The organism is Serinicoccus kebangsaanensis, assembly GCF_008919445.1.
Lineage (GTDB): Bacteria > Actinomycetota > Actinomycetes > Actinomycetales > Dermatophilaceae > Ornithinicoccus > Ornithinicoccus kebangsaanensis.
The window spans coordinates 18,690-38,810 of sequence record NZ_VSLG01000005.1 but is presented as its reverse complement, the minus strand read 5'-3'; the positions used below and the strand labels follow the sequence as shown (position 1 = coordinate 38,810).

Genomic DNA, 20,121 nt, shown 5'->3' with positions numbered 1-20,121 from the left:
GGTGTCAGCTCGACCCCTTCAGACGTGCCTCGGCCGCCTCCTGCACCGCCTGGGCGACGGCCTTGGTCGCCTTGGGGTTGAACACGCTGGGGATGATGTAGGTGGGGTTGAGCTCGTCGGGCGAGACGACGTCCGCGAGGGCGGTGGCGGCCGCGAGCAGCATCTCGTCGTCGATGTGGTCGCTCTGCGCGTCCAGCAGACCGCGGAAGACGCCGGGGAAGACGAGGACGTTGTTGATCTGGTTGGCGAAGTCGCTGCGCCCCGTCGCGACCACGGTCGCGTGCCGGCCGGCCTCGACCGGGTCCACCTCGGGGACCGGGTTGGCCATGGCGAAGACGACGGCGTCGTCGTTCATCTGCGCGATGTCGTCCCCGGTGAGGATGCCGCCGGCCGAGACGCCGATGAAGACGTCCGCGCCGACGAGCGCGTCCTTGAGGGTCCCGGTCTCGTTGGCCTGGTTGGTCTGGCTGGCGATCCAGGCGAGGTTGCCGTTGTCGCCGCGCATGACGTCGGCCCGGCGCGGGTGGATGACCCCGTCGACATCGGTGACCAGCAGGTCCGTGGCACCGGCCCGGAGCAGGAGCCGCATGATCGCCGACCCGGCCGCGCCGGCGCCGGACATGACGATCTTGACGTCCTTCATCTCCTTGTTGACGACGCGGAGCGCGTTGGTCAGCGCGGCCAGGGCCACGATGGCGGTCCCGTGCTGGTCGTCGTGGAAGACGGGGATGTCCAGCTCCTTGCGCAGCCGCGCCTCGATGGCGAAGCAGCGCGGCGCCGAGATGTCCTCCAGGTTGATGCCGGCGAAGCCCGGCGCCAGCGCCTTGACGATGCGGACGATCTCGTCCGCGTCGCTCGCGTCCAGGCAGATCGGGAAGGCGTCGATGTCGGCGAACCGCTTGAACAGCGCCGCCTTGCCCTCCATCACCGGCATCGCGGCCAGCGGCCCGATGTCGCCCAGGCCCAGCACGGCGGAGCCGTCGGTGACCACCGCGACCGTGTTGCGCTTGATGGTCAGGCTGCGCGCGTCCTCCGGCTTCTCGGCGATCGCCTGGCAGATCTTGGCGACCCCGGGGGTGTAGACGAGGGACAGGTCGTCGCGGTTGCGGATCGGCAGCTTGGAGTTGACCTCGAGCTTGCCGCCCAGGTGCGCCAGGAAGGTGCGGTCGCTGACCCGCCCGATCTCGACGCCGTCGACGGCGCTGACGGCCTCGACGACCTCGGCGGCGTGGTCGGTGCCGTAGGTGGCGATCGTCAGGTCGGCCTGGAGCCGCTCGGTGCCGGAGTCGCTGATGTCGACCGCGGTGACCATCCCGCCCACGTCCGCGACGGCGGTCGTGATCTCCGAGACGGCGGTGACCCGGGCCGGCAGCTCCAGCCGGACGGTGATGGAGTTGGACACGGACGGAACGGGGCTCATGGCCCCATTGTTGCCTACCAGGTGACCACCGTGTCGGACCACCTGCGGAGCAGTTCCTCGTCGTGCGAGGCGACCAGGACGCCGCAGCCGGAGCGGTGCTGGTGCTCGTGGACCACCCGCACCAGGTCGGCGGCGGTGGCACCGTCGACCATCGAGGTGGGCTCGTCCAGCAGCAGGTAGTCCGCGTCCAGGGCCAGCGCCCGCGCGAGCACCACGCGCTGCAGCTGCCCGCCGGAGACCTGGTCGGCCCTCCGCCCGGCCAGCGAGGGGTCGAGTCCCACCCGCTCCAGCAGGCCGGCGACGACCGACCGGTCGTGCGGGAGACCGGCGAGCGCGAGCGGCTCGACGACCACGCGGCCCAGCGCCCAGCGTGGGTCGACGGACTGCCGCGGGTCCTGGGGCAGGTAGGCGATGCGGCGGCGCACCGGCGCGGGGACCTCGTGGCCGACACCGTGGACGACCGTGCCGTCGAGCAGCACGTGCCCGGCCGACGGCGGGTGCAGGAGGGCCAGGGTGCGCAGCAGGGTGGTCTTGCCCGCCCCGGAGGGCGCCATCAGGCCGGTGACCTGGTCCGCCCGGACCTCCAGGGTCACGCCCTCCTTGACCAGGGTGCCCCTGCCTCGCCGCAGGGTGAGGCCGACCCCCGTGAGGGCGTGGCCCTCCGCCCTCGGCGACGTCGCCCGGCGGCCCGCGTCGTGGTGCCGGGCCTGGCGCACCCGGGCCACGACATCCTCCGGCGGCCCGGGCGGGCCGGTGCGGCCGGCGTCGATCTCGACGACCCGGTCGGCCACCTGCTCGGCCAGCTCCAGGTCGTGGGTCACGACGAGCACCGCCCGGCCCTCCTCCCGCGCGAGCCGGACGAGGCCGTCTCCGACGGCCCGTGCGCGCGGCCGGTCCAGCCCGGTGCTGGGCTCGTCCGCCAGCACCAGGCTCGGGTCACCCATGAGGGCCAGCGCGTTGGACACGCGTTGCGCCTGCCCTCCGGAGAGCTGCGAGGGCAGCCGCGGGGCCCACTGCGGCTCGACGTCGTGCCGCGCCATCGCGGCAGCGACGACGTCACGCGCCCGGTGGGCGGACGCGTGCACCTGGGCCTTCTCGACGAGGTGGTGGCGCACGGTGAGCACCGGCGTCATCGAGCCGACCGGTGCCTGCGGCAGCCAGGCGACCAGACGGCCCCGGACCCGCTCCCGCACCGCGGGGCCGGGGTCGAGCAGGTCCACCGCCCCTGCCCCGGCGCGACCTCCGCGCCGTCCCGTCGGCAGCGGTCCGTCCCAGCAGGCCTGACCCCGCACCAGCGCCCCCGGGGGCAGCAGCCCGAGCAGCGCCGCCACCAGGGTGGACTTCCCCGCCCCGCTGGGCCCGAGCAGCACCACAACCTCGCCGGCCTCGACCTCGAGGTCCACCTCGTCGAGGATCACCTGCTCACCACCGGAGCCGTCGGGCAGCGCCACGCCCAGGCCCGCGACCCGAAGTCCGGCGCCCGGCCCGGGTCCGTCGACCGGGTGCCGGCTCCCCGTCCTGTCGGCCGTGCTCATGCCCGCCCCCGGGACTCGGGACGCAGCCGCTCGGCCACCGTGAAGACGAGCAGGCTGAGCGCCACCAGCAGCAGCCCGGGCAGCACCGCCGGCCACCAGTGGCCGGCCAGCACGGCGGAGCGCGACTGCTCGATGATGGTGCCGAGCGAGGCCCGGTCGTCCGGCAGCCCCAGGCCGAGGAAGCTCAGCGCCGACTCGTGCATGATCGCGTGCGGGACCATCAGCACGCTGGCGAGCAGCACCCGGCCGAGGACGTGCGCGAGCAGGTGCTGCCGCAGCACCCACCACCGGTTCGCGCCGGCCCCGACGGCCGCCTCGACGAAGCCGGCCCGCTCCAGCGCCAGCAGCTCGGCACGCACCAGCCGCGCCGTCGTGGTCCAGTGCGTGAGCGCAACGCTGATGACGACGCTGGACAGGGACGGGCCGAGCAGCGCGACGATGACGATGCCGAGCACCAGGTGGGGCAGCGCGTTGACGGCATCGACCAGCCGCATCAGAGCGGCGTCCAGCCAGCCCCCGCCGCGACCGGCCGCCATGCCAGCCACTGCACCGACGACGACACCCACGATGCTGGACACCGCGGCCGCGACGAGGCCGACGAGCAGCGACACGCGCGCGCCGGACAGCGAGCGGCCCAGCAGGTCGCGGCCGGCGTGGTCGGTGCCGAACGGGTGGTCCAGCGACGGCGGGAGGTATGCCCGCCCGAAGTCGGCGCGCTCGCCCGCCTGGCCCAGGTCGAGCACGAGGACGAGCAGCACGAGCAGGCATACCGCCAGCACCCATCTCCACGCCCCTCGCCGGGTGGAGGGGCCGCGCCCGAGCCAGGGTCGGGAGCGCAGCTCGCCCCGACCCGCGCCGACCGTCCGCCAGGCCTCAGCCATCGCGCTGCCCCACCCGCGGGTCGACCAGGCGGTAGGCGAGGTCGGCGGCCAGGTTGCCGAGCACCACGAGCACGGTGGTGAGCACGGTCAGCGCGGCGAGCAGCGCGAAGTCCAGCCGGAGCGCCGAGTCGACGGTGGCGCTCGCGATCCCCGGCCAGGAGAAGACGGTCTCGACCAGCACCGCCCCGGTGATCAGCTCGGGCACCCGCACCCCGAGCACGGTGACCAGCGGCAGCAGCGCCGGGCGGACGGCGTGCGAGCGCAGCAGCCGCCGCCGGGGTATGCCCCGTGCCCAGGCCGCGTGCACCGGGGCTCCCGCGAGCGCGTCCCGGGTGGCGTCACGCACGACGAGCACGAACCACGGCAGGTGGGCCAGGGCGAGCACGAGGACCGGCAGGACGGCATGACGCAGCACGTCGAGCAGCTCCACCCCGCTGGCCTGCGGCGAGGTCGCGCCCCCCGTGGGCAGCCACCCGAGCGTCACGGCGAAGACCCACACGGCCACCAGCCCCAGCCAGAACGGCGGCGCCGCCTGCACGGACAGCATCCCCGGGCCGATGACCCGGTCGACCAGTGACCCGGGGTGCGTCCCTGCCCACCCGCCGAGCGCCACGCCGAGCGGGATCGAGACCAGCAGCGAAGCGCTCACGAGCCCGATCGTCCAGGGCAGCCGTTGCGCCAGGACGGTCCCCACGGAGGTGCGCTGGCTGGTCGAGTAGCCCAGATCCCCGGTGAGCGCGTTGCCCCACCAGGTGAGCCACTGCTGCACGGCGGAGGTGTCCTCCAGCCGGGCACGCATCGCCTCCAGCGTCGGGCCGTCCAGGGTGAGCGCCCGCTCCCCCAGCACCGCGAGCACCGGGTCGAAGGGCGAGCGCTGGGCGAGGAGGAACATCACCAGCGTGACGACGCCGGCGAGCACCGGGAGCAGCACCAGCCGACGGGCCACCAGCGCCCCCGGCCCGCCCGTGCGGATGGGGACGCTCCGGCGCCGCCGGGTCAGTCCGAGGGCGCCGTCGTGGTCCACGCCGGGAGGTTCCACCACGGGCCGCCCTGCAGCCCGTGCTCGTGCGGCTCGACGAGGGGCACATCGTAGCCGGACCAGGCGTCGGCCCGGATGACGTAGTCGTGCCCGACGTAGGCGAGGAAGACCCACGGCAGGTCGTCGGCCAGCTCCTCCTGCACCTGCCGGTATGCCTGCACCCGCTCCCCCTCGTCCATGGCGGAGCGCCCCTGCTCGAGCGCGGCGTCCATGGCGTCCGAGGCATACCCTCCCGGGTTGTCGAAGCCCTGGAAGGCGCGGGAGGAGTGGAAGAGGGGGTAGGTCGACAGGTCAGCGTTGTAGGGGTTGCCGCTGCCGTAGACCAGGGCATCCTCGCGCATGCGGGGCTCGATGGCCTCCCAGCTCAGCGCTTCCGGCTCGACCTCGATGCCGAGCTCGGCCGCCTGGGACTGCACGGCGAGCGCGATGTTCTGCCGCAGCGTGTCACCGGCGGGATACATGAGGGTGAACCTGGCTGCCTGCCCGTCCCTGGCGCGGGTCCCGTCCGCCTGCTCCGCCCAGCCGGCCTCGTCCAGGACCTGGGCGGCGGCGCCGGCGTCGGTCTCGACCTCGACGGCCTCGGAGTATTCAGTCGCCTCGGGCGGGATCGGGCCGAAGGCGGGGCGGCCCGCGCCGGCGAGGGCACCGTCGACGAGCGCCTGACGGTCCAGCCCCCGGTTGAGCGCCTCCCGGATCGCGGCGTCGCCGGCGACGGGGTGCGACTCGGGCAGGACGAGCGCCCGGAAGTCGGCGCTGTCGCGGCGGACGACCTCGTAGTCGCCGCCCTCCTCCACGCGGCCGAGGGCCTGCGCGGGGAGCAGGGCGCCGTCGACCTCCCCCGAGGCGACGCGGGCGGCGCGGGCGGCGTCGTCCTCCACGAAGACGAACGTGGCGCGCTGCACCTGCGGCTGCTCGCCCCAGTAGTCGTCGTAACCCTCGAGCACGACCCGGTCCCCCGACCGGTAGTCGGCCAGGGCGTAGGGCCCGGTCCCCACCACGTCACCCGACGCGGCGGGCTCGGGGTCGAGCGACTCCGACGGCACGATCCCCAGGACCGTGGCGGTGACGAAGGAGGACTGCGGCTCGCTGAGGGTGAACTCCACCGTGCTCTCGTCGACCGCCTCCACGTCCTCGAGCGCGGTGAGGTCCGCGGCGACGGGCGAGGCGAGCTCGGGGTCGATCGCGGCCTCGTAGGTCGCGACGACGTCCTGCGCGTCCAGGCTGCTGCCGTCGTGGAAGGTGACGCCGTCGCGCAGCGAGAAGGTATACGTGAGCCCGTCCGCGGACACCTCCGGCATCCCGGTCGCGAGCAGCGGCTCCGGCTCGAGGTCGGCGGTGAGCCGCACCAGTCCCTCGACCAGCTTGCCGTCGCCCCACCGGGCATACCCGAGCACGGGGTTGAAGCTGTCCGGCTCGCCGCCGGTGGCGATGACGACCTCGCTCCCGGCCTCGCTGCCCGACGGTCCACCCTGGGTCGCGGAGCCCCCCTCGGTGGAGCCGCCGGAACCCGGCTGGGTCGGATCGGTGCACGCGGTGGCGGCGAGGACCACGCCGAGTCCGAGGGTGAGGTGACGCAGGCGCTTGTCGCGAGTGATTCGCATGTCACTGGACGCTAGCAGGCGGCGACGTCGCACCCAGGAATCAGGTGGCGGGAGGTGTTGTTGGACCCGGTATGAGCACCGTAGACCTGACCGCCGACACCTTCGAGCAGACCGTCACCGGCAACGACATCGTGCTGGTGGACTGGTGGGCCGAGTGGTGCGGCCCCTGCAAGATGTTCGCGCCGCACTACGAGCAGGCGTCGGACAAGTACGACGACGTCGTCTTCGGCAAGGTCGACACCGAGGACCAGCAGGCGCTGGCCAGCGGCGCCGGGATCAGCTCGATCCCGACGATCATGGCCTTCAAGGAGGGCGTGCTCGTCTTCCGCCAGTCCGGCGCCCTGCCGGCGCGCGACCTGGAGTCCGTCGTCGACCAGGTGCGGGCCCTGGACATGGACGACGTCCGCGCCAAGCTCGCCGAGGCCGAGCAGGAGAACGCCCAGGCCTGACGCGATTCAGCTCCAGGACGCCCCGGCACCGGTCGACCCGGTGCCGGGGCGTTCTGCTGACGCACGCCGGTGAAGGTGCGACGATCGACCTGAGCTCCCGCCCCCTGAAGGAAGGCCGCTGATGCCGGCGTGGCAGAAGAACCCGAACGATCCGCGTGGTCTGGCCGCGCGGGCGCTGCTGCCTGGCGGTGCCGAGCCGGACCCGCGTCTCACCCTGGCCAACGAGCGCACCTTCCTCGCCTGGATCCGCACCAGCCTGGCCCTCATGGCCGGCGGGATCGCGGTCGAGGCCTTCGCCATCGAGATCTTCGAGCCCGCGGTGCGCGAGGGCGTCGCGATCCTGCTGCTGGCCCTGGGCATGCTGCTCAGCGGTGGCGCCTTCGTCCGGTGGGTCGGTGTCGAACGCGCCATGCGCCACCAGGCACCCCTGCCCATCCCCCTCATCGCGCCCCTGCTCGCCGGGGGCGGCGCGGTCTCGGCCGCCATCGTCGCCGCCGTCATCCTCACCCGATGAGCACCGGCCCCGGCCGGTTCGCGCCACGCCACGGCACCGCCGCAGCCGTCGACGCCGGCCTGCAGCCCGAGCGCACCACCCTCAGCTGGAGCCGCACCCTGCTCGCCCTGGTCACCGTCAGCGCCATCTCCCTGCGCTGGACCCCGCTTTACGGCGCCGCCATCCTGCTCGTGCCCGGCGGCGCGCTGCTCGGGGCACTGGTCATCGGCGCGACCCAGCGCCGCGCCACCGCCAGACGGGTCCGGGCCATCCACGAGGAGACCGGCATCACCCGATGGTCCGGCAAGGCCTCCCTCGTCGCCCTCGTCACCTGCCTCGGCCTCGTCCTCATCTGGCTCATCACCCGGTCGTGACCCGACCCCGGGCAGCGGGCGCAGGCTCATCCCGTCGCACCTCGAGCGTGAAGCCCTGTGCGCGCAGCGCCTCCACCAGGTCGTCACCGAGCGCCACCGCCGGCGTCAGCACCCCACCGCCTCGACCCGGGGTCCCCCGCGTCGCGAGCAGCACCAGACCCGCCTGCCCGAGCTCGACGGAGGTGGCGGCATACCCCGGGTCACCCTGCCCGGCCACGGTCGCGGCATACCTCCACCCGGCCTCGGTCGTGGTGATCGTCTCGGTGCGGAAGGACCCGGCCTCCCGGCGCTCCCGGCTCGGTCCCTCCCCCGGTGCGGGCAGGGCACGGTCGACCAGCGCGCGCAGCCCGGGCACCGCCAGCGCGCCCATCAGGCCACCCAGCGCCGCGACCATCGCGTGCGCCTGGAGCGCACCCCGCGCACCACGGCCGGTGCCCACGAGCTCGCGATAGCGGAAGCGCGGGCCGTAGGCGCCGCCGCGCAGGGCGTCGGAGCGCCGGACCACCCGGGTGTTGTAGGAGGCCATGAAGAACGGCACCGCCCACCGGCCGCTGCGCTCCTCGACGAAGGGACGCCAGTGCTCGCGCTGGCCGGATGCTCCCCGCCGCCCGCCGCTGAGCGCGAAGGGGTCGCCCGCCACCCGGCGCAGCGCCGGGTCCTCACGCACACGCTGCAGCTGGACGCGCATCGAGTCGACGGTGCCGCCGCTGACCCCGCCCGACGCCTCGCGCACCCACATCGTGGTGTCGGTGAGCGCGCCGGCGCCGTCCGCCTCGGCCGCGCGGTGCAGCAGGTGGACACCGAGGTCGGAGGGGACCGAGTCGAACCCGCAGGAGACGACGATCCTGGCCCCGCTCTCCCGGGCCTGCTCGTGGAAGCGGTCGATCACCTCGCGGACGAAGAGCACCTCGCCGGTGAGGTCGCAGTAGTCCGTCCCCTCCCTCGCGCACGCCTCGACGAGGGGTATGCCGTGCCGCTGGTAGGGCCCGACGGTGCTGATGACCACGCGCGAGCGCGCGGCGAGCGCCCCCAGGGCCGCAGGGTCGCCGGAGTCGGCGACGACCAGGGGCCAGTCCCTGACCCGGCCGCCGAGCCCGTCGCGCACCTCCCGCAACCGCCGCTCCGACCGGCCGGCCAGGCCGATCACCACGCCGTCGGGAGCAGCCTCGGCGAGGTGCTCGGCGACCAGCCGGCCGACGAAGCCGGTGGCGCCGAAGAGGACGATGTCGATGTCGCGTGCCATGCCCCGATCCTGGCAAATCCTCAGCCGGAAGGATCGCGCGTGTACGTCAGGACGGCCACGCCGCCGGAGGTGACCAGGCTGTCGGTCAGGGTGAACTCGGCACGGTGGGCGTTCTCGTCGAAAATGCGCTTGCCGGCGCCGAGCACCACGGGGAAGAGCAGCAGGCGGTACTCGTCGACCAGGTCATGCCTCGCCAGCCCTCGGACCAGGGTGGCGGATCCGAAGATGACCAGGTCACCCTCGGCGCGGTCCGTCAGCTCGGCGACGGCGAGCGACAGCTCGCCACCGAGCAGGTGCGAGTTCGACCAGGCGAGCTCGCCCGCTGAGGAGGAGACGACATACTTCGGCATCCGGTTCATCGCCGCTACGGCCGGTTCGGAGTCGTCGGCCGTCGACCACGCCTGGCGCAGGATGTCGTAGGACCGCCGCCCGAGCAGCATCCCTTCCGCGCCGACCGTGGCGGCCTGCAATGACGTCGTCGACGGTCCCGTCGCTGTGGGGCGGGACCCATCCGCCGTGCTCGAAGCCGCCCTCACGATCCTCGTCCGGCGAGAGAGGCGACTGGACGACCCCGTCGAGGCTGACGAAGTTCACCACCACGATCCGACCCATGCTCCACCCTCCTGGACGACCCACCGACTCAGCTCGGTGGGCACCACCGGACGCCCGACGGGGCCGGGCGGGCGCTACGACTGAGCTGCAGCGCCCAACTCGTACGACCCACCGCTGCGCACCAGCGCCAGGTCGTTGACGAGCGTGGTCATCCGGAACCCCTGGGAGACCCGTCGTGCTCCCATCTCACCGCCGGTGCAGTGCACCCCGGCCACCACCCCGTGGCGGTCGCAGGCACTCTGGATCTTGGCGACAGCCTCGGCGTGCACGGGGTCCTCGTGCTCGTAGGCAGGGGGAAGTCCGAGCGCCAGGGACAGGTCAGCCGGGCCGACGTAGATGACGTCCACCCCGGGGGTGGCTGCGATCTCGTCCACCCGGTCCAGACCCTCCTGCGTCTCCACCATGACGGCGCAGACGACCTGGTCCAGATCCGCCGGGTCCTTCGACCCGGTGACCGTGCTCGCCCGCACGGGCCCGTACGAGCGGCCGCCGAGCGGGGGGTAACGGCAGGCGGCCACGGCTCGCGCCGCGTCCTCCGGGGTGCTGACCAGCGGGACGACCACGCCGAGGGCACCCGCGTCGAGCACCCGGCCGATCATCGCCGGGTCGTTCGCCGGGACGCGCACGACCGGGGTCGCACCCTGGCCGCTGATGGCCTGCATCATCGGCACCACGTCGGAGTAGTCGGCCACGCCGTGCTGCATGTCCGCGCACACGTAGTCGAAGCCCACCGAGGCCAGGGCCTCGGCGACGACGGCGCTGGGCGAGGCGCACCAGGCGCCCTTCGCGATCTCGCCGCGCTCCCAGATCGCGCGCAGGGGGTTGGTGAAGGTCATGGTGATCAGGCTCCTGTTCGAGAGGGGTGCTTCGGTGAGGGGTCAGGACGGCTCGACGACCGCGCCCGCGAGCTGACGCTCGGCGCCGACCTCGTCGGCGAGGTTCTGCAGGTCTGCGAAGACGGTGCCCGAGACGACGACACCGTCACGGGTCGCACGCTCCAGCGCGCGCTCCTCGACCTCCCCGGGCAGCAGCACCTGGTCGAAGCCATCGGCCGGGGGCAGGCCGTGGACCCGGTGGGCGAACTCCTCGATGTGCTCGAGGAAGGCGGCGCTGCCGACCCAGCCGTCCGGGTTGAGGGTGATGAAGACGTGACCGACACGTTGCGGTCGGGTCCAGTCCTCGTACATGTCGCCGATGCCCTCGCCGCTGACCCCGGCCACCATGCCTCCGGCGAGCAGGTCGATCATCATCGCCAGGCCGGAGCCCTTGGGACCGCCGAACGGTGTGACCGAGCCCGCGAGCGCCGCCGCGGCGTCCGTCGTCGGGCGGCCCTCCGCGTCGACCGCCCACCCCTCGGGGATGTCCTTGCCGAGCTGGTTGGCCAGGATGATCTTGCCCCGTGCGGTGGCGCTGGTGGCCATGTCCACGGTGATGGGTGGGCCGTCGGGACGGGGCAGCGCGATGCTCAGCGGGTTGGTGCCGACGGCGCGGCTGCGCCCCCCGAAGTAGACCATCGTCGTGGGGGCGGTGGAGATCGCGATGGCCGCGACCCCTGCCAGGGCGGCGCGGCGGGTGTAGTACGCCAGGGTGCCGCAGTGGTTGGAGTTGGCGACGCCGACCGCGCCGACGGCACCGGCCTTCGCCCGTTCCACGGCCAGGTCCATCCCGACGTCCGCGCCCACGTGCCCGATCGCGTTCCGGGCATCGAGGTACGCGCTGGCCGCGTCCTCCCGGATGACGACGGGCTCCGCCTGGGCGTCGAGCATCCCTCCGCGCAGCCGCTCGGCGTAGATCCTGGTCCGCGTCACCCCGTGCGAGGAGATCCCTCGGGCCTCCGCGTCGGTCATCGAGTCCGCGACCAGGTCTGCCGGTGCCTGGGCCAACCCCGAGGCACGCAGGACCGCGGAGCAGTGCCCTCGCAGCTCCTCGATCGCCACCCGCCGGGCGGGGGCCGTGTCGCCTGCACCGCGCACGTAGGCGGTCTTCGTGCTCATGTGGTCCTCCGGGTCGGGGCTGTCGGGACGTCCAGCGGCGTCAGCCGCGCTGTCGCAGCTGCTTGATCATGAGTTCCTCCCCGGTCCGCAGGTGGAGGAGCAGCTCGCTGCGGGCCCGGGCGAAGTCGCCCTCGCCGATGGCCCGGGCGACGCCGAGGTGCTCGTCCAGCGTCTCCTCCACGCGTCCCGCGGCAGCTCCCAGCAGGAAGTGTCGGCCCCGGTTGATGTGCCCCTCGATGACGTCGTAGAAGTGCTGGAGCCGGCTGTTGCCGCTGCACGCCACGATCGCTCGGTGGAAGCGCTGGTCCTCGGCGAAGTAGTCGCCGTAGCGGTCCACGTCGATGGGGTGGGCGTAGTCCTCGAAGAAGCGGCTCAGCGCCCGGATCCGAGCTGGGTCGCCGGTGCGCTCCAGCTCCTCCAGCCCCACCGGCTCCAGGACCACCCTGAGCTGAAAGATCTCCCTCACGTCCTTCTCGGTGAAGTGGGCGACGGCCCACCCGGTCCGTCCGCGCGGCTCCACCAGCCCGGCTTCCTTGAGCCGGTGCAACGCCTCCCGGACGGGGGTGCGGCTCACCCCCAAGGACTCGGACAGCTCGCGGTCGCTCAGCGGCGTCCCTCCGGCGAGCTCGCCGGTGATGATCGCAGCCCGGATAGCAGCCATGGTGCGGTCCCCCAGGGGAACCGTCTCGATCCGTCCCAACGATGACGTCATCGTCCCTCTCCTTCACCCTGTTTGGATGTGGTATGCAGCATACCGTCATGACGGATCGGCCCACCTCTCGTTGGGGACGAGCGGATACCAGCCGGGGCGGCGAGGATCCCGGTCGTAGGTGTAGTTGCCCACCTCGCGGAAGTACTCCGCATACTTCTCCATCCGGTCCCGGTCCAGCTCGACACCCAGGCCCGGCCCGGTGGGCACGGCGATGGTCCCGTCCTGGTACTCGAGCTTCCCGCCGACGACCACGTCGTCCATGAGGTGGTGGTAGTGGGTGTCCACCGCGAAGGGCAGGGCGGGGAGCACCGCCCCCAGGTGGAGCATGGTGGCGAGCTGTATGCCCAGCTCACCCGAGGAGTGCATGGCGACCGACAGCTGGAAGGTCTCGCAGACGGCGGCCGCCTTGATGCAGGGCCGGATGCCGCCCCAGAAGGTGGTGTCCAGCAGGATCACGTCCACGGCCGGGTTCAGCACGTTGGCCGCCAGCTGCTCGAAGTTCACCACGACGGTGTTGGTCGCCATGGGGATCCGCACGTTCTCGCGCACGCGTCGCATCCCGTTCAACCCCCAGGTGGGGTCCTCGAAGTAGTCGTTGCGCAGGTGCTCGATCGCGCGACCGAAACGGATCGACTCCTCCACGCTCAGCACGGCGTTCGGGTCGTAGCGCAGCCCGTCCTCGGGGAAGGCCTCGGCCAGCGCCTCGTAGCAGGAACGTTCGTAGTCGGGGTGGAACACCCCACCCTTGAGCTTGTGCGAGGTGAAGCCGTGCTGCTGCTTCAGCTCCGCGGCCTGGGCGACCAGCTGCTCCGGGGTGCGCACCTCACCGTGCCCGTCCTCGTCCGGGTAGCGGAAGAAGAGGTAGGACCCGAAGGCCACCCGGTCCCGCACCCTGCCCCCGAAGAGCTGCGAGGCGGGCAGGTCGAGGTACTTGCCCATGAGGTCGATGCACGCGAACTCGAGCGCCGAGTGCAGGCTCGTCCGGTTGCCGTAGAGGGCAGCGGTCGGGTTGAGGAGCTTGAACCGCATCGCCTCCAGGTCGAACGGGTCGTGCCCGACCAGGTAGGACGTGAGCGCCCGCAGGGCGTCCTCGGTGACGGCCCCGTTGCCCCGCAGCTCGCCGAGGCCGACCAGCCCCTCGTCGGTGTCGACCTCCACGATGGTGCGCACGAACCGGCCCCAGTGGCCGCCGTTGGCGTGCCGGAGCGGCGCCTCCAGCGGTATGGCGACCGTGGTCGCCCGGATGTCGGTGATCCTCATCGTGGCCTCAGCGGTTGTAGTCCGGCGCGCTGCCGCGGAGGTCCTCCCAGACCTCGTCGCAGGCGGTCATGACGTCGTCGCCGAGCGGTGGCCCGTCCAGGGCCTGCAGGTTCGCCTCCAGCTGCTCCTGCCGGGAGGCCCCCAGCAGCATGCCGTCGGACAGCGGCCGCTCCCCGACCCACCGCAGGGCGAGCTCGACGAGCGAGAGGCCTGCCCCGTCGGCGACCTCGCGCAGTCGCTCCACCGCCGCGAACTGGGCGTCGTTCCAGTACCGGTCCCGGTAGATCGGCTTGCTGAAGCGCGTCCCCTGCTCCGGCGCCTGATCCGGGCGGTGCTTCCCGGTCAGCAGACCACCGGCCAGCGGGTTGTAGGTGATGCTGGTCAGCCCGAGCCGCTGCGCACAGGCGGCATACTCCGCCTCCACCCGCCGCCCGAGCAGGTTGTACATCGGCTGGGAGACGCGGATCTCCGGCCACCCGTTGAGCTCGGCGAGGTAGAGCATCTGGGTGATCTGCCACGCGGCGAAGTTGGACTGCCCGACATACCGCACCTTGCCGGAGGCCACGATCTCCTCCAGGGCGGCCAGCGTCTCCTCGATCGGCGTGTTCCAGTCCGGCCGGTGCAGGTAGTAGACGTCGATGTGGTCCACCCCGAGCCGCCGCAGGCTGCCGTCGACCGCATGCAGCAGGGCCTTCCGGCTCAGGCCGGCCAGGGACGGGTCGGCCTGGTCGACGTGACTGCCTCCCTTGGTCGAGATGACGACCTCGTCCCGGAACGGACGCACGATCCGGCCCAGGATCTCCTCCGAGGCGCCACCCGCATAGTTGTTGGACGTGTCGAACATGGTGATGCCGGCGTCCCGGCAGGTCTGGACCATCCGGGTGGCCCCGGCCTCGTCGACCTGCGCGCCGAAGGTCATGGTGCCGAAGACGACCCTTCCGACCGTGAGGTCGGTGCCGGCCAGCTGGATCTGTTCCATCAGTGCTCCTCACGAGCTCGTGTGCGTGTCCGCCGGGACTCGTCGTCGGTCTCGGCGCGGGCCCGACGCCGCTCGCGAGCGGCGTTGACCATGGGCAGGATGAAGAGTGCTGCGGTGACGACGAGCACGGGCAGCCCGACCGGGCTGGTGGCCAGCGTCCCCGCCGAGGCCAGCACGTCGCCGTCGTTCAGCGAGAGCAGACGCCGCAGGTTGCTCTCGAGGATGGGGCCGAGGATGAGCGCCAGCACCAGGGGCGCCTTGGGGATGCCCGCCCGCGAGAAGAGGAAGCCGACCAGCGCCGCCACCAGGGTCACCCCGACGTCGAAGGCACTGCCGTTGAGCGCGTACGCCCCGGCGATGCAGGCCACGACGATGAGCGGGTAGAGCAGGGTGCGCGGGACGTTCAGCACCTTGGCGAAGTGCCTGGCGCCGAGCATGCCGATCAGGAGCAGGCAGACGTTGGCCAGCAGCAGGCTGATGAAGATGGAGGAGACCAGCGCACTCTCGTTCTCGAAGAGCAACGGGCCGGGTTGGACACCTTGGATGATCAGGGCGCCCAGCAGGATCGCGGTCAACGCGTCACCCGGTATGCCCAGGGACAGCGTCGTCAGCAACGAGCCGCCGGTGGCTGCGTTGTTGGCGGTGTCGGAGGCGGAGAGCCCCTCCGGGGCCCCCTTGCCCATCTTCTCGGGATGCTTGGACAGCTGCTTCTGGGTGCCGTAGGAGATGACCGAGGCGATGGTCGGGCCGGCCCCGGGGATCGCACCCACCAGCGTCCCGATCACCGAGGACCGGGCGATCACCCACCTCAGGGGCAGGACGTCCTTGACGGCGGACCAGACCCGCCGGACCTCCTGCGGGCGCTCGGAGAGCCGGTGCTGTCGGGCATACACCTGCTCGATGACCTCCGAGAGGCCGAAGATGCCGACCACGACGGCGATGAAGTCGACGCCGCCGTAGAGCTCCTGCTGGTCGAGCGTGAGGCGTGACTGCCCCGTCATGACGTCCCGGCCGATGCTCCCGACCAGGAGCCCGAGCAGGGCGGAGATGATGCCCTTGAGCATCGAGGACCCGGAGACGAAGGCGATCACCGACAGGCCGAGCAGCGCCACCGCGAAGTACTCGGCGGAGCCGAAGTTGCTGGCGAACGACGCCAGGACCGGCCCGGCGCTGCCGAGCACCAGGACGCTGAAGACACCCCCGAGGAACGAGGAGAGCACGCCGATGCCGATCGCGCGGCCGCCCTCGCCGCGACGGCTCATCGGGTATCCGTCGATGGTCGACATGAGGTCTGCCGGGGTGCCCGGCATGTTGATGAGGATCGCCGGGAGGGTGCCGCCGTACATCGCGCCGAGCCAGACGCCCGTGAGCACGGCGATGGCCTCGGTCGGCGACATGGTGAAGGTCAGCGGCACCAGCACCGCCACGCTCATGTTGGCGGTGAGGCCGGGGATCGCCCCGACCACCATGCCCACCAGGACGGAGACGAGGATGAGCAGCAGGGTGGTCGGCGTGGCGACCAGCGACCATCCCTCGGTGTAGAGGGATCCGCCCGAGGCGGCGAGAACGGTCATGACCCCTCCCTCACGGCAGCGGTGTGTCGGGAGCGCGGACGCTGAGCAGCTCGAAGAACCCGAGGTGGGCGACCGTCGCCACCGCGGCGGCGAAGATGCCGAGGGTGAGCAGGGAGCGTCTGCTCCGGTCACGCCCGAGGATCAGGCTCGCGGCCGACACGAAGGCGAAGGTGGACACGATGAAGCCGAGCTGGAAGGCCGCGACCGCATAGACGGTCACCGCGACGGACAGCCCGCCCACGACCCCCCAGTCCACGGCGGGTGCCTGAGCCTGGGCGGTGCGTCCGGCCTCCCGGGCCTGCTCGGCCTCCTCGGGGAGATCCAGCGGAACGCTGTCGACGTCGTCAGCCGTGACCAGCCCCAGGCGGCGGCGCACCAGGTGCACCACTACGAGGAGGGCGCCGCACCCGATCAGCCCGGCTCCGAGCAGGCGCGGGAGCAGCGCCGGGTCGGACGCCACCGGCGCACTGACCGGGAAGTCCGAGACCGCCCACAGGACCGCGGCCCCGAGAGCCACCGTCGCGGCACCCGAGACGAGATCCGTCGACCGGGCCAACCACGTCACTCGCTCAGCCGCTCCGGCATCGTCGTCATGAAGTCCTCACCCTCGAAGAGCTCGCGGACCAGCTCGTCCTCCTCGGCGATCAGGTCACCGAACTCGCCGGCGGGGATCCACGTGGTCTCGAACCCGACCTCCTCCATCGCGGAGACGTACTCGTCGGAGGTCGCGGCCTGCTCCAGGCGGGCGGCGAGCTCCTCCTGGATGGCCTCGGGCGTCTCGGCGCTGACGACGTAGCCGCGCCAGACGTAGTAGGTGACGTCGATGCCCTCCTCCTGCAGCGTCGGCACGTCCGGCAGCGTCGCCGACCGCTCGTCGCCCAGGACGCCGAGGGTGACGGCGTCGCCGCCGTCGGTGATCGGGCGGGTCTCGGAGGGACCGTTGAGGACGGCATCGATCTCCCCGGCCAGCAGCGCCGCGTTGGACGCGGCCCCACCGTCGTAGGGGACGAAGGAGAACTCCACGCCTGCGGCGTCCTCGAGGAGCAGCCCTGCGGCGTGCCACACGCTGCCCACACCGGAGTGCCCGATCTGGATCTCGCCCGGGTTCTGCTCCGCGTAGTCGATGAACTCCTCGACGCTCTGGTAGGGGGCGTCCGAGCGGACGGTGAGCGAGGACACGTCCTGCACCGTGACCCCGAGCGGGGCGAAGTCCACGACGGGGTCGATCTCCGGCGAGCCGCTGTAGGGGACCGAGGAGATCGAGCGCGACACCACCATCATCGACGTGCCGTCGGTCGGTTGGTCGAGCATCTCGGCGGCCGCGATCGCGCCACTGGCGCCGGTGACGTTGGTGACGACCACGCTCGACCCCAGCGCCTCGGCCATCTGGTCCTGCATGCCGCGGACCATGATGTCGAAGCCGCCACCGGCAGCGGCGGGGACGTAGACGGTCAGGTCACCGTTCCACTCGCCCTCGGCGGGGACATCGGCCTCTCCCCCGCCGTCGGCGTTCCCGCTGCCGCCGTCATCGCCACAGGCGGCCAGGCACAGGAGGAGGGGGACGGAAACTGCGAGTGCTCGGATCGTGCGCATCAGGGCTCCTTTGCTCGTGCCACACGGGGTGGCCTGCGCGTGTCTCGCCGGTGCGACGACGGGATGGCCGCACCGGTCCGAAGTGTTCTGAACTCAATGTTCGGAACGTGGTATACGCAACACCATCCTCCCGATGGCTGTCAAGGGTTCGCGGCACGGCTCGGGGTCTCGCTCGCGTCAGGCCCGGCCACGGGGCGGTTTGACCGCCAGCACGTCGCAGTCCGCCTCGAGGAGGACCCGCTGCGCGGTGCTGCCGAAGAGGAACTTGCCCGTGGCCGAACGTCGGCGCAGGCCGATGACGATCACGTCGACCTCGAGCTGCCGCGCCGTGGCCAGCAGCTCGTCGGCGGGGTTGCCCGGATGGCTCTCGCGCCGGATGGAGTAGGTGGCTCCCGAGCTGTCCAGCACGTCGGTCAGCACGGCGAGCTGGTCGTCGTAGAGCCGTCGGTCCTCCACCACGGCGTCCCCGCTCGAGAAGTTCAGGACCACGAGCTCACCGTCCTGCTCCTGCGCCAGTCGGATGGCCCGCCGGAGTGCCGCTTCGCCCTGAGGGGTGGGGACATAACCCACGAGAATCAAATTCTGCATGTGGTATACCACTATGCCATCCGCAGACCTGTCAAGCGTCCCGTGGACGCAGCACCGTCCCGCGGGACGGACCGAGGAGAGGAAAGGCCATGGACACCGACCACGTCGTGCCGCCCCTGCTCACGGTGGAGCATGCCGGGGCCGTGGCGACCGTCACGCTGCGCAACCCCCCGCTGAACATCCTCACCAGCGAGCTGAAGGACCTCATCACCACCACCTTCCTCGACCTGTCCGCCGACGAGGGGGTGCGCGCCGTGGTGCTGACGGGAGGCGGCGACCGGGCGTTCTCGGCGGGAGCGAACCTCAAGGAGTTCCCGGAGCGCATCCGGCTGGGCAACGCCTACGAGGTGTCCAAGCAGGGGCACCGGGTCTCCGAGGCGGTCCGCCGCTGCCGGTGCCCCGTCGTGGCAGCCGTCGACGGTCTGGCGCTCGGGGGCGGGCTGGAGCTCGCCCTCTTCGCCGACCTGCGGATCGCCGCCCGACGCTCGACCTTCGCCCTGCCGGAGGTGCGGCGCGGGGTCTTCCCCGGCACCAGCGGCTCGCAGCTGCTGCCCCGCATCGTCGGTGCCGCCCAGGCCAAGCGGCTGATGATGTTCGGCGACCCCATCGACGCCGACGAGGCACTGCGCATCGGGCTGGTCGACCTGGTGGTCGACGACGGCACGGCCACGACACAGGCACAGAAGTGGGGAGGCACGCTGGCCGAGCGCCCTGCCGTCGCGGTCCGCCTCATCAAACGGCTGGTGGACACCGGGGCCACGGCCCCGCTCGAGGTCGGCCTGGAGTACGAGTCCCAGCTCTTCGCCCGCGCCTTCGACACCGCCGACGCCGCCGAGGGCGCAGCCGCCTTCCTGGAGCGACGCGAGCCGGACTTCCGGCACGAGTAGGTCCGCGATGACGGGGTCGTGCGAGGGTGCGGGTCACCCGGACTGGAGGACCTCGGACACCCGGGCAGCGGCGTCACGGACCCGCACCCCCAGCTCGTGCATCTGGTCGGCGGACGGAGGTGAGCCCAGGTGAGCCAGGCTGAGGGCCGCCACGACCTGACCGCCGTGACCCCGGACCGGCGCCGCCCACGCGGTCACGGCAGGGTGCAGCTCCTGGTCGTTGACCGCATACCCGAGCCGGTCCTGGGCGGCCAGCTGGGCCCGGAAGGCCTCCGGGTCCCCCACGGTGCTCCCGGTGACCTGGGTGAAGGTATGGGCGTCGACCCAGCGCTCGCGCTCCCCCGGGGGCAGAGCCCCCACCAGCGCCTTGCCCAGGGCGTTGATGTGCGCCGGCACCCTGGTGCCGACCTGGGTCACCACCTGCACCAGGCTGCTCCGGTCCTCCACCTTCTCCAGGTAGACGACGTCGTGACCGTCGAGGACGGCCAGGCTCGCGGTCCCGCGGGTGCTCTCCGACAGCTCCCGCATCGCCGGACGGGCCACGTCGCGCAGGTCCTCGAAGCCCAGGGCCGTGGCAGCCAGCGAGAAGAGCCGGATCGAGATGCGGTAGCGCTGCTCCTCGTCACGACGCACGAGGTCCTGGGCCGCCAGGGTGTGCAGCAGCCCGTGGACGGTGCTCTTCGGGATGTCGAGCTCCTGCGCGATCTCGCCCAGGCGCAGGGGTTGCCGCCTGGCCGACAGGAGCTCGAGCACCGCCGTGACCCGTTCGACCGACCGCACCAGACCGTTGTCGCTGACCACGCTCCGCCTCCTCCACGCCTGACCGGTTGCCAGGACCAGCACACCCTACTAGTGTGAACGGCATTCCTATTTACGAACGGAGCCGT

General features: G+C 72.2%; 21 protein-coding genes. 4 read left to right on the top strand and 17 right to left on the bottom strand.

The genetic code is table 11. The features are described 5' to 3' along the window. Positions 1-4: 4 nt before the first annotated feature. Genes FXF60_RS07475 through FXF60_RS07455 form a run of 5 tightly spaced genes read right to left on the bottom strand, consistent with a single transcriptional unit; the run spans position 5 to position 6,476 of the window. The gene (locus FXF60_RS07475; RefSeq protein WP_151525102.1) at positions 5-1,420 is read right to left on the bottom strand and encodes an NAD-dependent malic enzyme; all 1,416 of its coding nucleotides are present in this window, start codon (positions 1,418-1,420) and stop codon (positions 5-7) included. A 14-nt stretch (positions 1,421-1,434) separates the two neighbouring features. Beyond that, positions 1,435-2,955: an ABC transporter ATP-binding protein gene (locus FXF60_RS07470; RefSeq protein ID WP_151525100.1), complete on the bottom strand. Its 1,521-nt coding sequence runs from the start codon at positions 2,953-2,955 to the stop codon at positions 1,435-1,437. Then, positions 2,952-3,836, bottom strand: a complete 885-nt coding sequence (locus FXF60_RS07465; protein ID WP_151525098.1) for an ABC transporter permease — start codon at positions 3,834-3,836, stop codon at positions 2,952-2,954. The genes FXF60_RS07470 and FXF60_RS07465 overlap by 4 nt, the downstream gene beginning before the upstream one ends. Then, on the bottom strand, positions 3,829-4,860 hold the full coding sequence (locus FXF60_RS07460) for an ABC transporter permease (RefSeq protein ID WP_202879587.1): 1,032 nt from the start codon (positions 4,858-4,860) through the stop codon (positions 3,829-3,831). The genes FXF60_RS07465 and FXF60_RS07460 overlap by 8 nt, the downstream gene beginning before the upstream one ends. Continuing rightward, positions 4,833-6,476, bottom strand: coding sequence for an ABC transporter substrate-binding protein (locus FXF60_RS07455; protein ID WP_151525096.1), 1,644 nt, complete (start codon positions 6,474-6,476; stop codon positions 4,833-4,835). The genes FXF60_RS07460 and FXF60_RS07455 overlap by 28 nt, the downstream gene beginning before the upstream one ends. A 71-nt stretch (positions 6,477-6,547) precedes the next feature. Here FXF60_RS07455 and trxA point away from each other — a divergent pair, with 71 nt between their 5' ends. The 3 genes from trxA (at position 6,548) to FXF60_RS07440 (ending at position 7,792) form a co-directional block, all read left to right on the top strand. Then, positions 6,548-6,925: a thioredoxin gene (gene trxA / locus FXF60_RS07450; RefSeq protein ID WP_151525094.1), complete on the top strand. Its 378-nt coding sequence runs from the start codon at positions 6,548-6,550 to the stop codon at positions 6,923-6,925. Positions 6,926-7,046: 121 nt separating this feature from the next. Further along, the gene (locus tag FXF60_RS07445; RefSeq protein ID WP_151525092.1) at positions 7,047-7,439 is read left to right on the top strand and encodes a YidH family protein; all 393 of its coding nucleotides are present in this window, start codon (positions 7,047-7,049) and stop codon (positions 7,437-7,439) included. Next, positions 7,436-7,792 (top strand): DUF202 domain-containing protein, encoded by a 357-nt coding sequence (locus FXF60_RS07440; protein WP_151525090.1) that lies wholly within the window; start codon positions 7,436-7,438, stop codon positions 7,790-7,792. The genes FXF60_RS07445 and FXF60_RS07440 overlap by 4 nt, the downstream gene beginning before the upstream one ends. Here FXF60_RS07440 and FXF60_RS07435 read toward each other — a convergent pair. The 11 genes from FXF60_RS07435 to FXF60_RS07385 form a co-directional block, all read right to left on the bottom strand. Next, positions 7,779-9,035: a saccharopine dehydrogenase family protein gene (locus FXF60_RS07435; RefSeq protein ID WP_151525088.1), complete on the bottom strand. Its 1,257-nt coding sequence runs from the start codon at positions 9,033-9,035 to the stop codon at positions 7,779-7,781. The two genes, FXF60_RS07440 and FXF60_RS07435, sit on opposite strands and share 14 nt — an antisense overlap. Before the next feature lie 20 nt (positions 9,036-9,055). Further along, a complete protein-coding gene (locus FXF60_RS07430; RefSeq protein WP_202879586.1) occupies positions 9,056-9,571 on the bottom strand; it encodes a dihydrofolate reductase family protein in 516 nt (171 codons plus the stop codon). Positions 9,572-9,721: 150 nt separating this feature from the next. Continuing rightward, positions 9,722-10,483 carry an HpcH/HpaI aldolase family protein gene (locus FXF60_RS07425; protein ID WP_151525086.1) on the bottom strand — a complete coding sequence of 254 codons (762 nt, stop codon included), beginning with the start codon at positions 10,481-10,483 and terminating at the stop codon, positions 9,722-9,724. Positions 10,484-10,525: 42 nt separating this feature from the next. Then, complete coding sequence (locus FXF60_RS07420) at positions 10,526-11,641, bottom strand: Ldh family oxidoreductase (protein ID WP_151525085.1); 1,116 nt, start codon at positions 11,639-11,641, stop codon at positions 10,526-10,528. 40 nt (positions 11,642-11,681) lie between these two features. Then, positions 11,682-12,353 carry a GntR family transcriptional regulator gene (locus FXF60_RS16925; RefSeq protein WP_151525083.1) on the bottom strand — a complete coding sequence of 224 codons (672 nt, stop codon included), beginning with the start codon at positions 12,351-12,353 and terminating at the stop codon, positions 11,682-11,684. Positions 12,354-12,398: 45 nt separating this feature from the next. After that, positions 12,399-13,613 carry an enolase C-terminal domain-like protein gene (locus tag FXF60_RS07410; RefSeq protein WP_151525081.1) on the bottom strand — a complete coding sequence of 405 codons (1,215 nt, stop codon included), beginning with the start codon at positions 13,611-13,613 and terminating at the stop codon, positions 12,399-12,401. A 7-nt stretch (positions 13,614-13,620) separates the two neighbouring features. Then, on the bottom strand, positions 13,621-14,592 hold the full coding sequence (locus FXF60_RS07405; protein WP_151525079.1) for an aldo/keto reductase: 972 nt from the start codon (positions 14,590-14,592) through the stop codon (positions 13,621-13,623). Beyond that, positions 14,592-16,166 carry a tripartite tricarboxylate transporter permease gene (locus FXF60_RS07400; RefSeq protein WP_151525077.1) on the bottom strand — a complete coding sequence of 525 codons (1,575 nt, stop codon included), beginning with the start codon at positions 16,164-16,166 and terminating at the stop codon, positions 14,592-14,594. The genes FXF60_RS07405 and FXF60_RS07400 overlap by 1 nt, the downstream gene beginning before the upstream one ends. 10 nt (positions 16,167-16,176) lie before the next feature. Beyond that, positions 16,177-16,722 (bottom strand): tripartite tricarboxylate transporter TctB family protein, encoded by a 546-nt coding sequence (locus tag FXF60_RS07395; protein WP_202879585.1) that lies wholly within the window; start codon positions 16,720-16,722, stop codon positions 16,177-16,179. 5 nt (positions 16,723-16,727) lie between these two features. Continuing rightward, positions 16,728-17,759 (bottom strand): tripartite tricarboxylate transporter substrate binding protein, encoded by a 1,032-nt coding sequence (locus FXF60_RS07390; protein WP_151525072.1) that lies wholly within the window; start codon positions 17,757-17,759, stop codon positions 16,728-16,730. A gap of 177 nt (positions 17,760-17,936) precedes the next feature. Next, positions 17,937-18,347 carry a universal stress protein gene (locus FXF60_RS07385; RefSeq protein ID WP_151525070.1) on the bottom strand — a complete coding sequence of 137 codons (411 nt, stop codon included), beginning with the start codon at positions 18,345-18,347 and terminating at the stop codon, positions 17,937-17,939. A gap of 89 nt (positions 18,348-18,436) precedes the next feature. On the opposite strand from FXF60_RS07385, the gene FXF60_RS07380 reads away from it, so the two are divergent. Then, positions 18,437-19,234 carry an enoyl-CoA hydratase/isomerase family protein gene (locus FXF60_RS07380; RefSeq protein WP_151525068.1) on the top strand — a complete coding sequence of 266 codons (798 nt, stop codon included), beginning with the start codon at positions 18,437-18,439 and terminating at the stop codon, positions 19,232-19,234. Positions 19,235-19,267: 33 nt separating this feature from the next. Here FXF60_RS07380 and FXF60_RS07375 read toward each other — a convergent pair whose 3' ends face one another. Beyond that, on the bottom strand, positions 19,268-20,077 hold the full coding sequence (locus tag FXF60_RS07375) for an IclR family transcriptional regulator (RefSeq protein ID WP_151525066.1): 810 nt from the start codon (positions 20,075-20,077) through the stop codon (positions 19,268-19,270). Positions 20,078-20,121 lie beyond the last annotated feature (44 nt).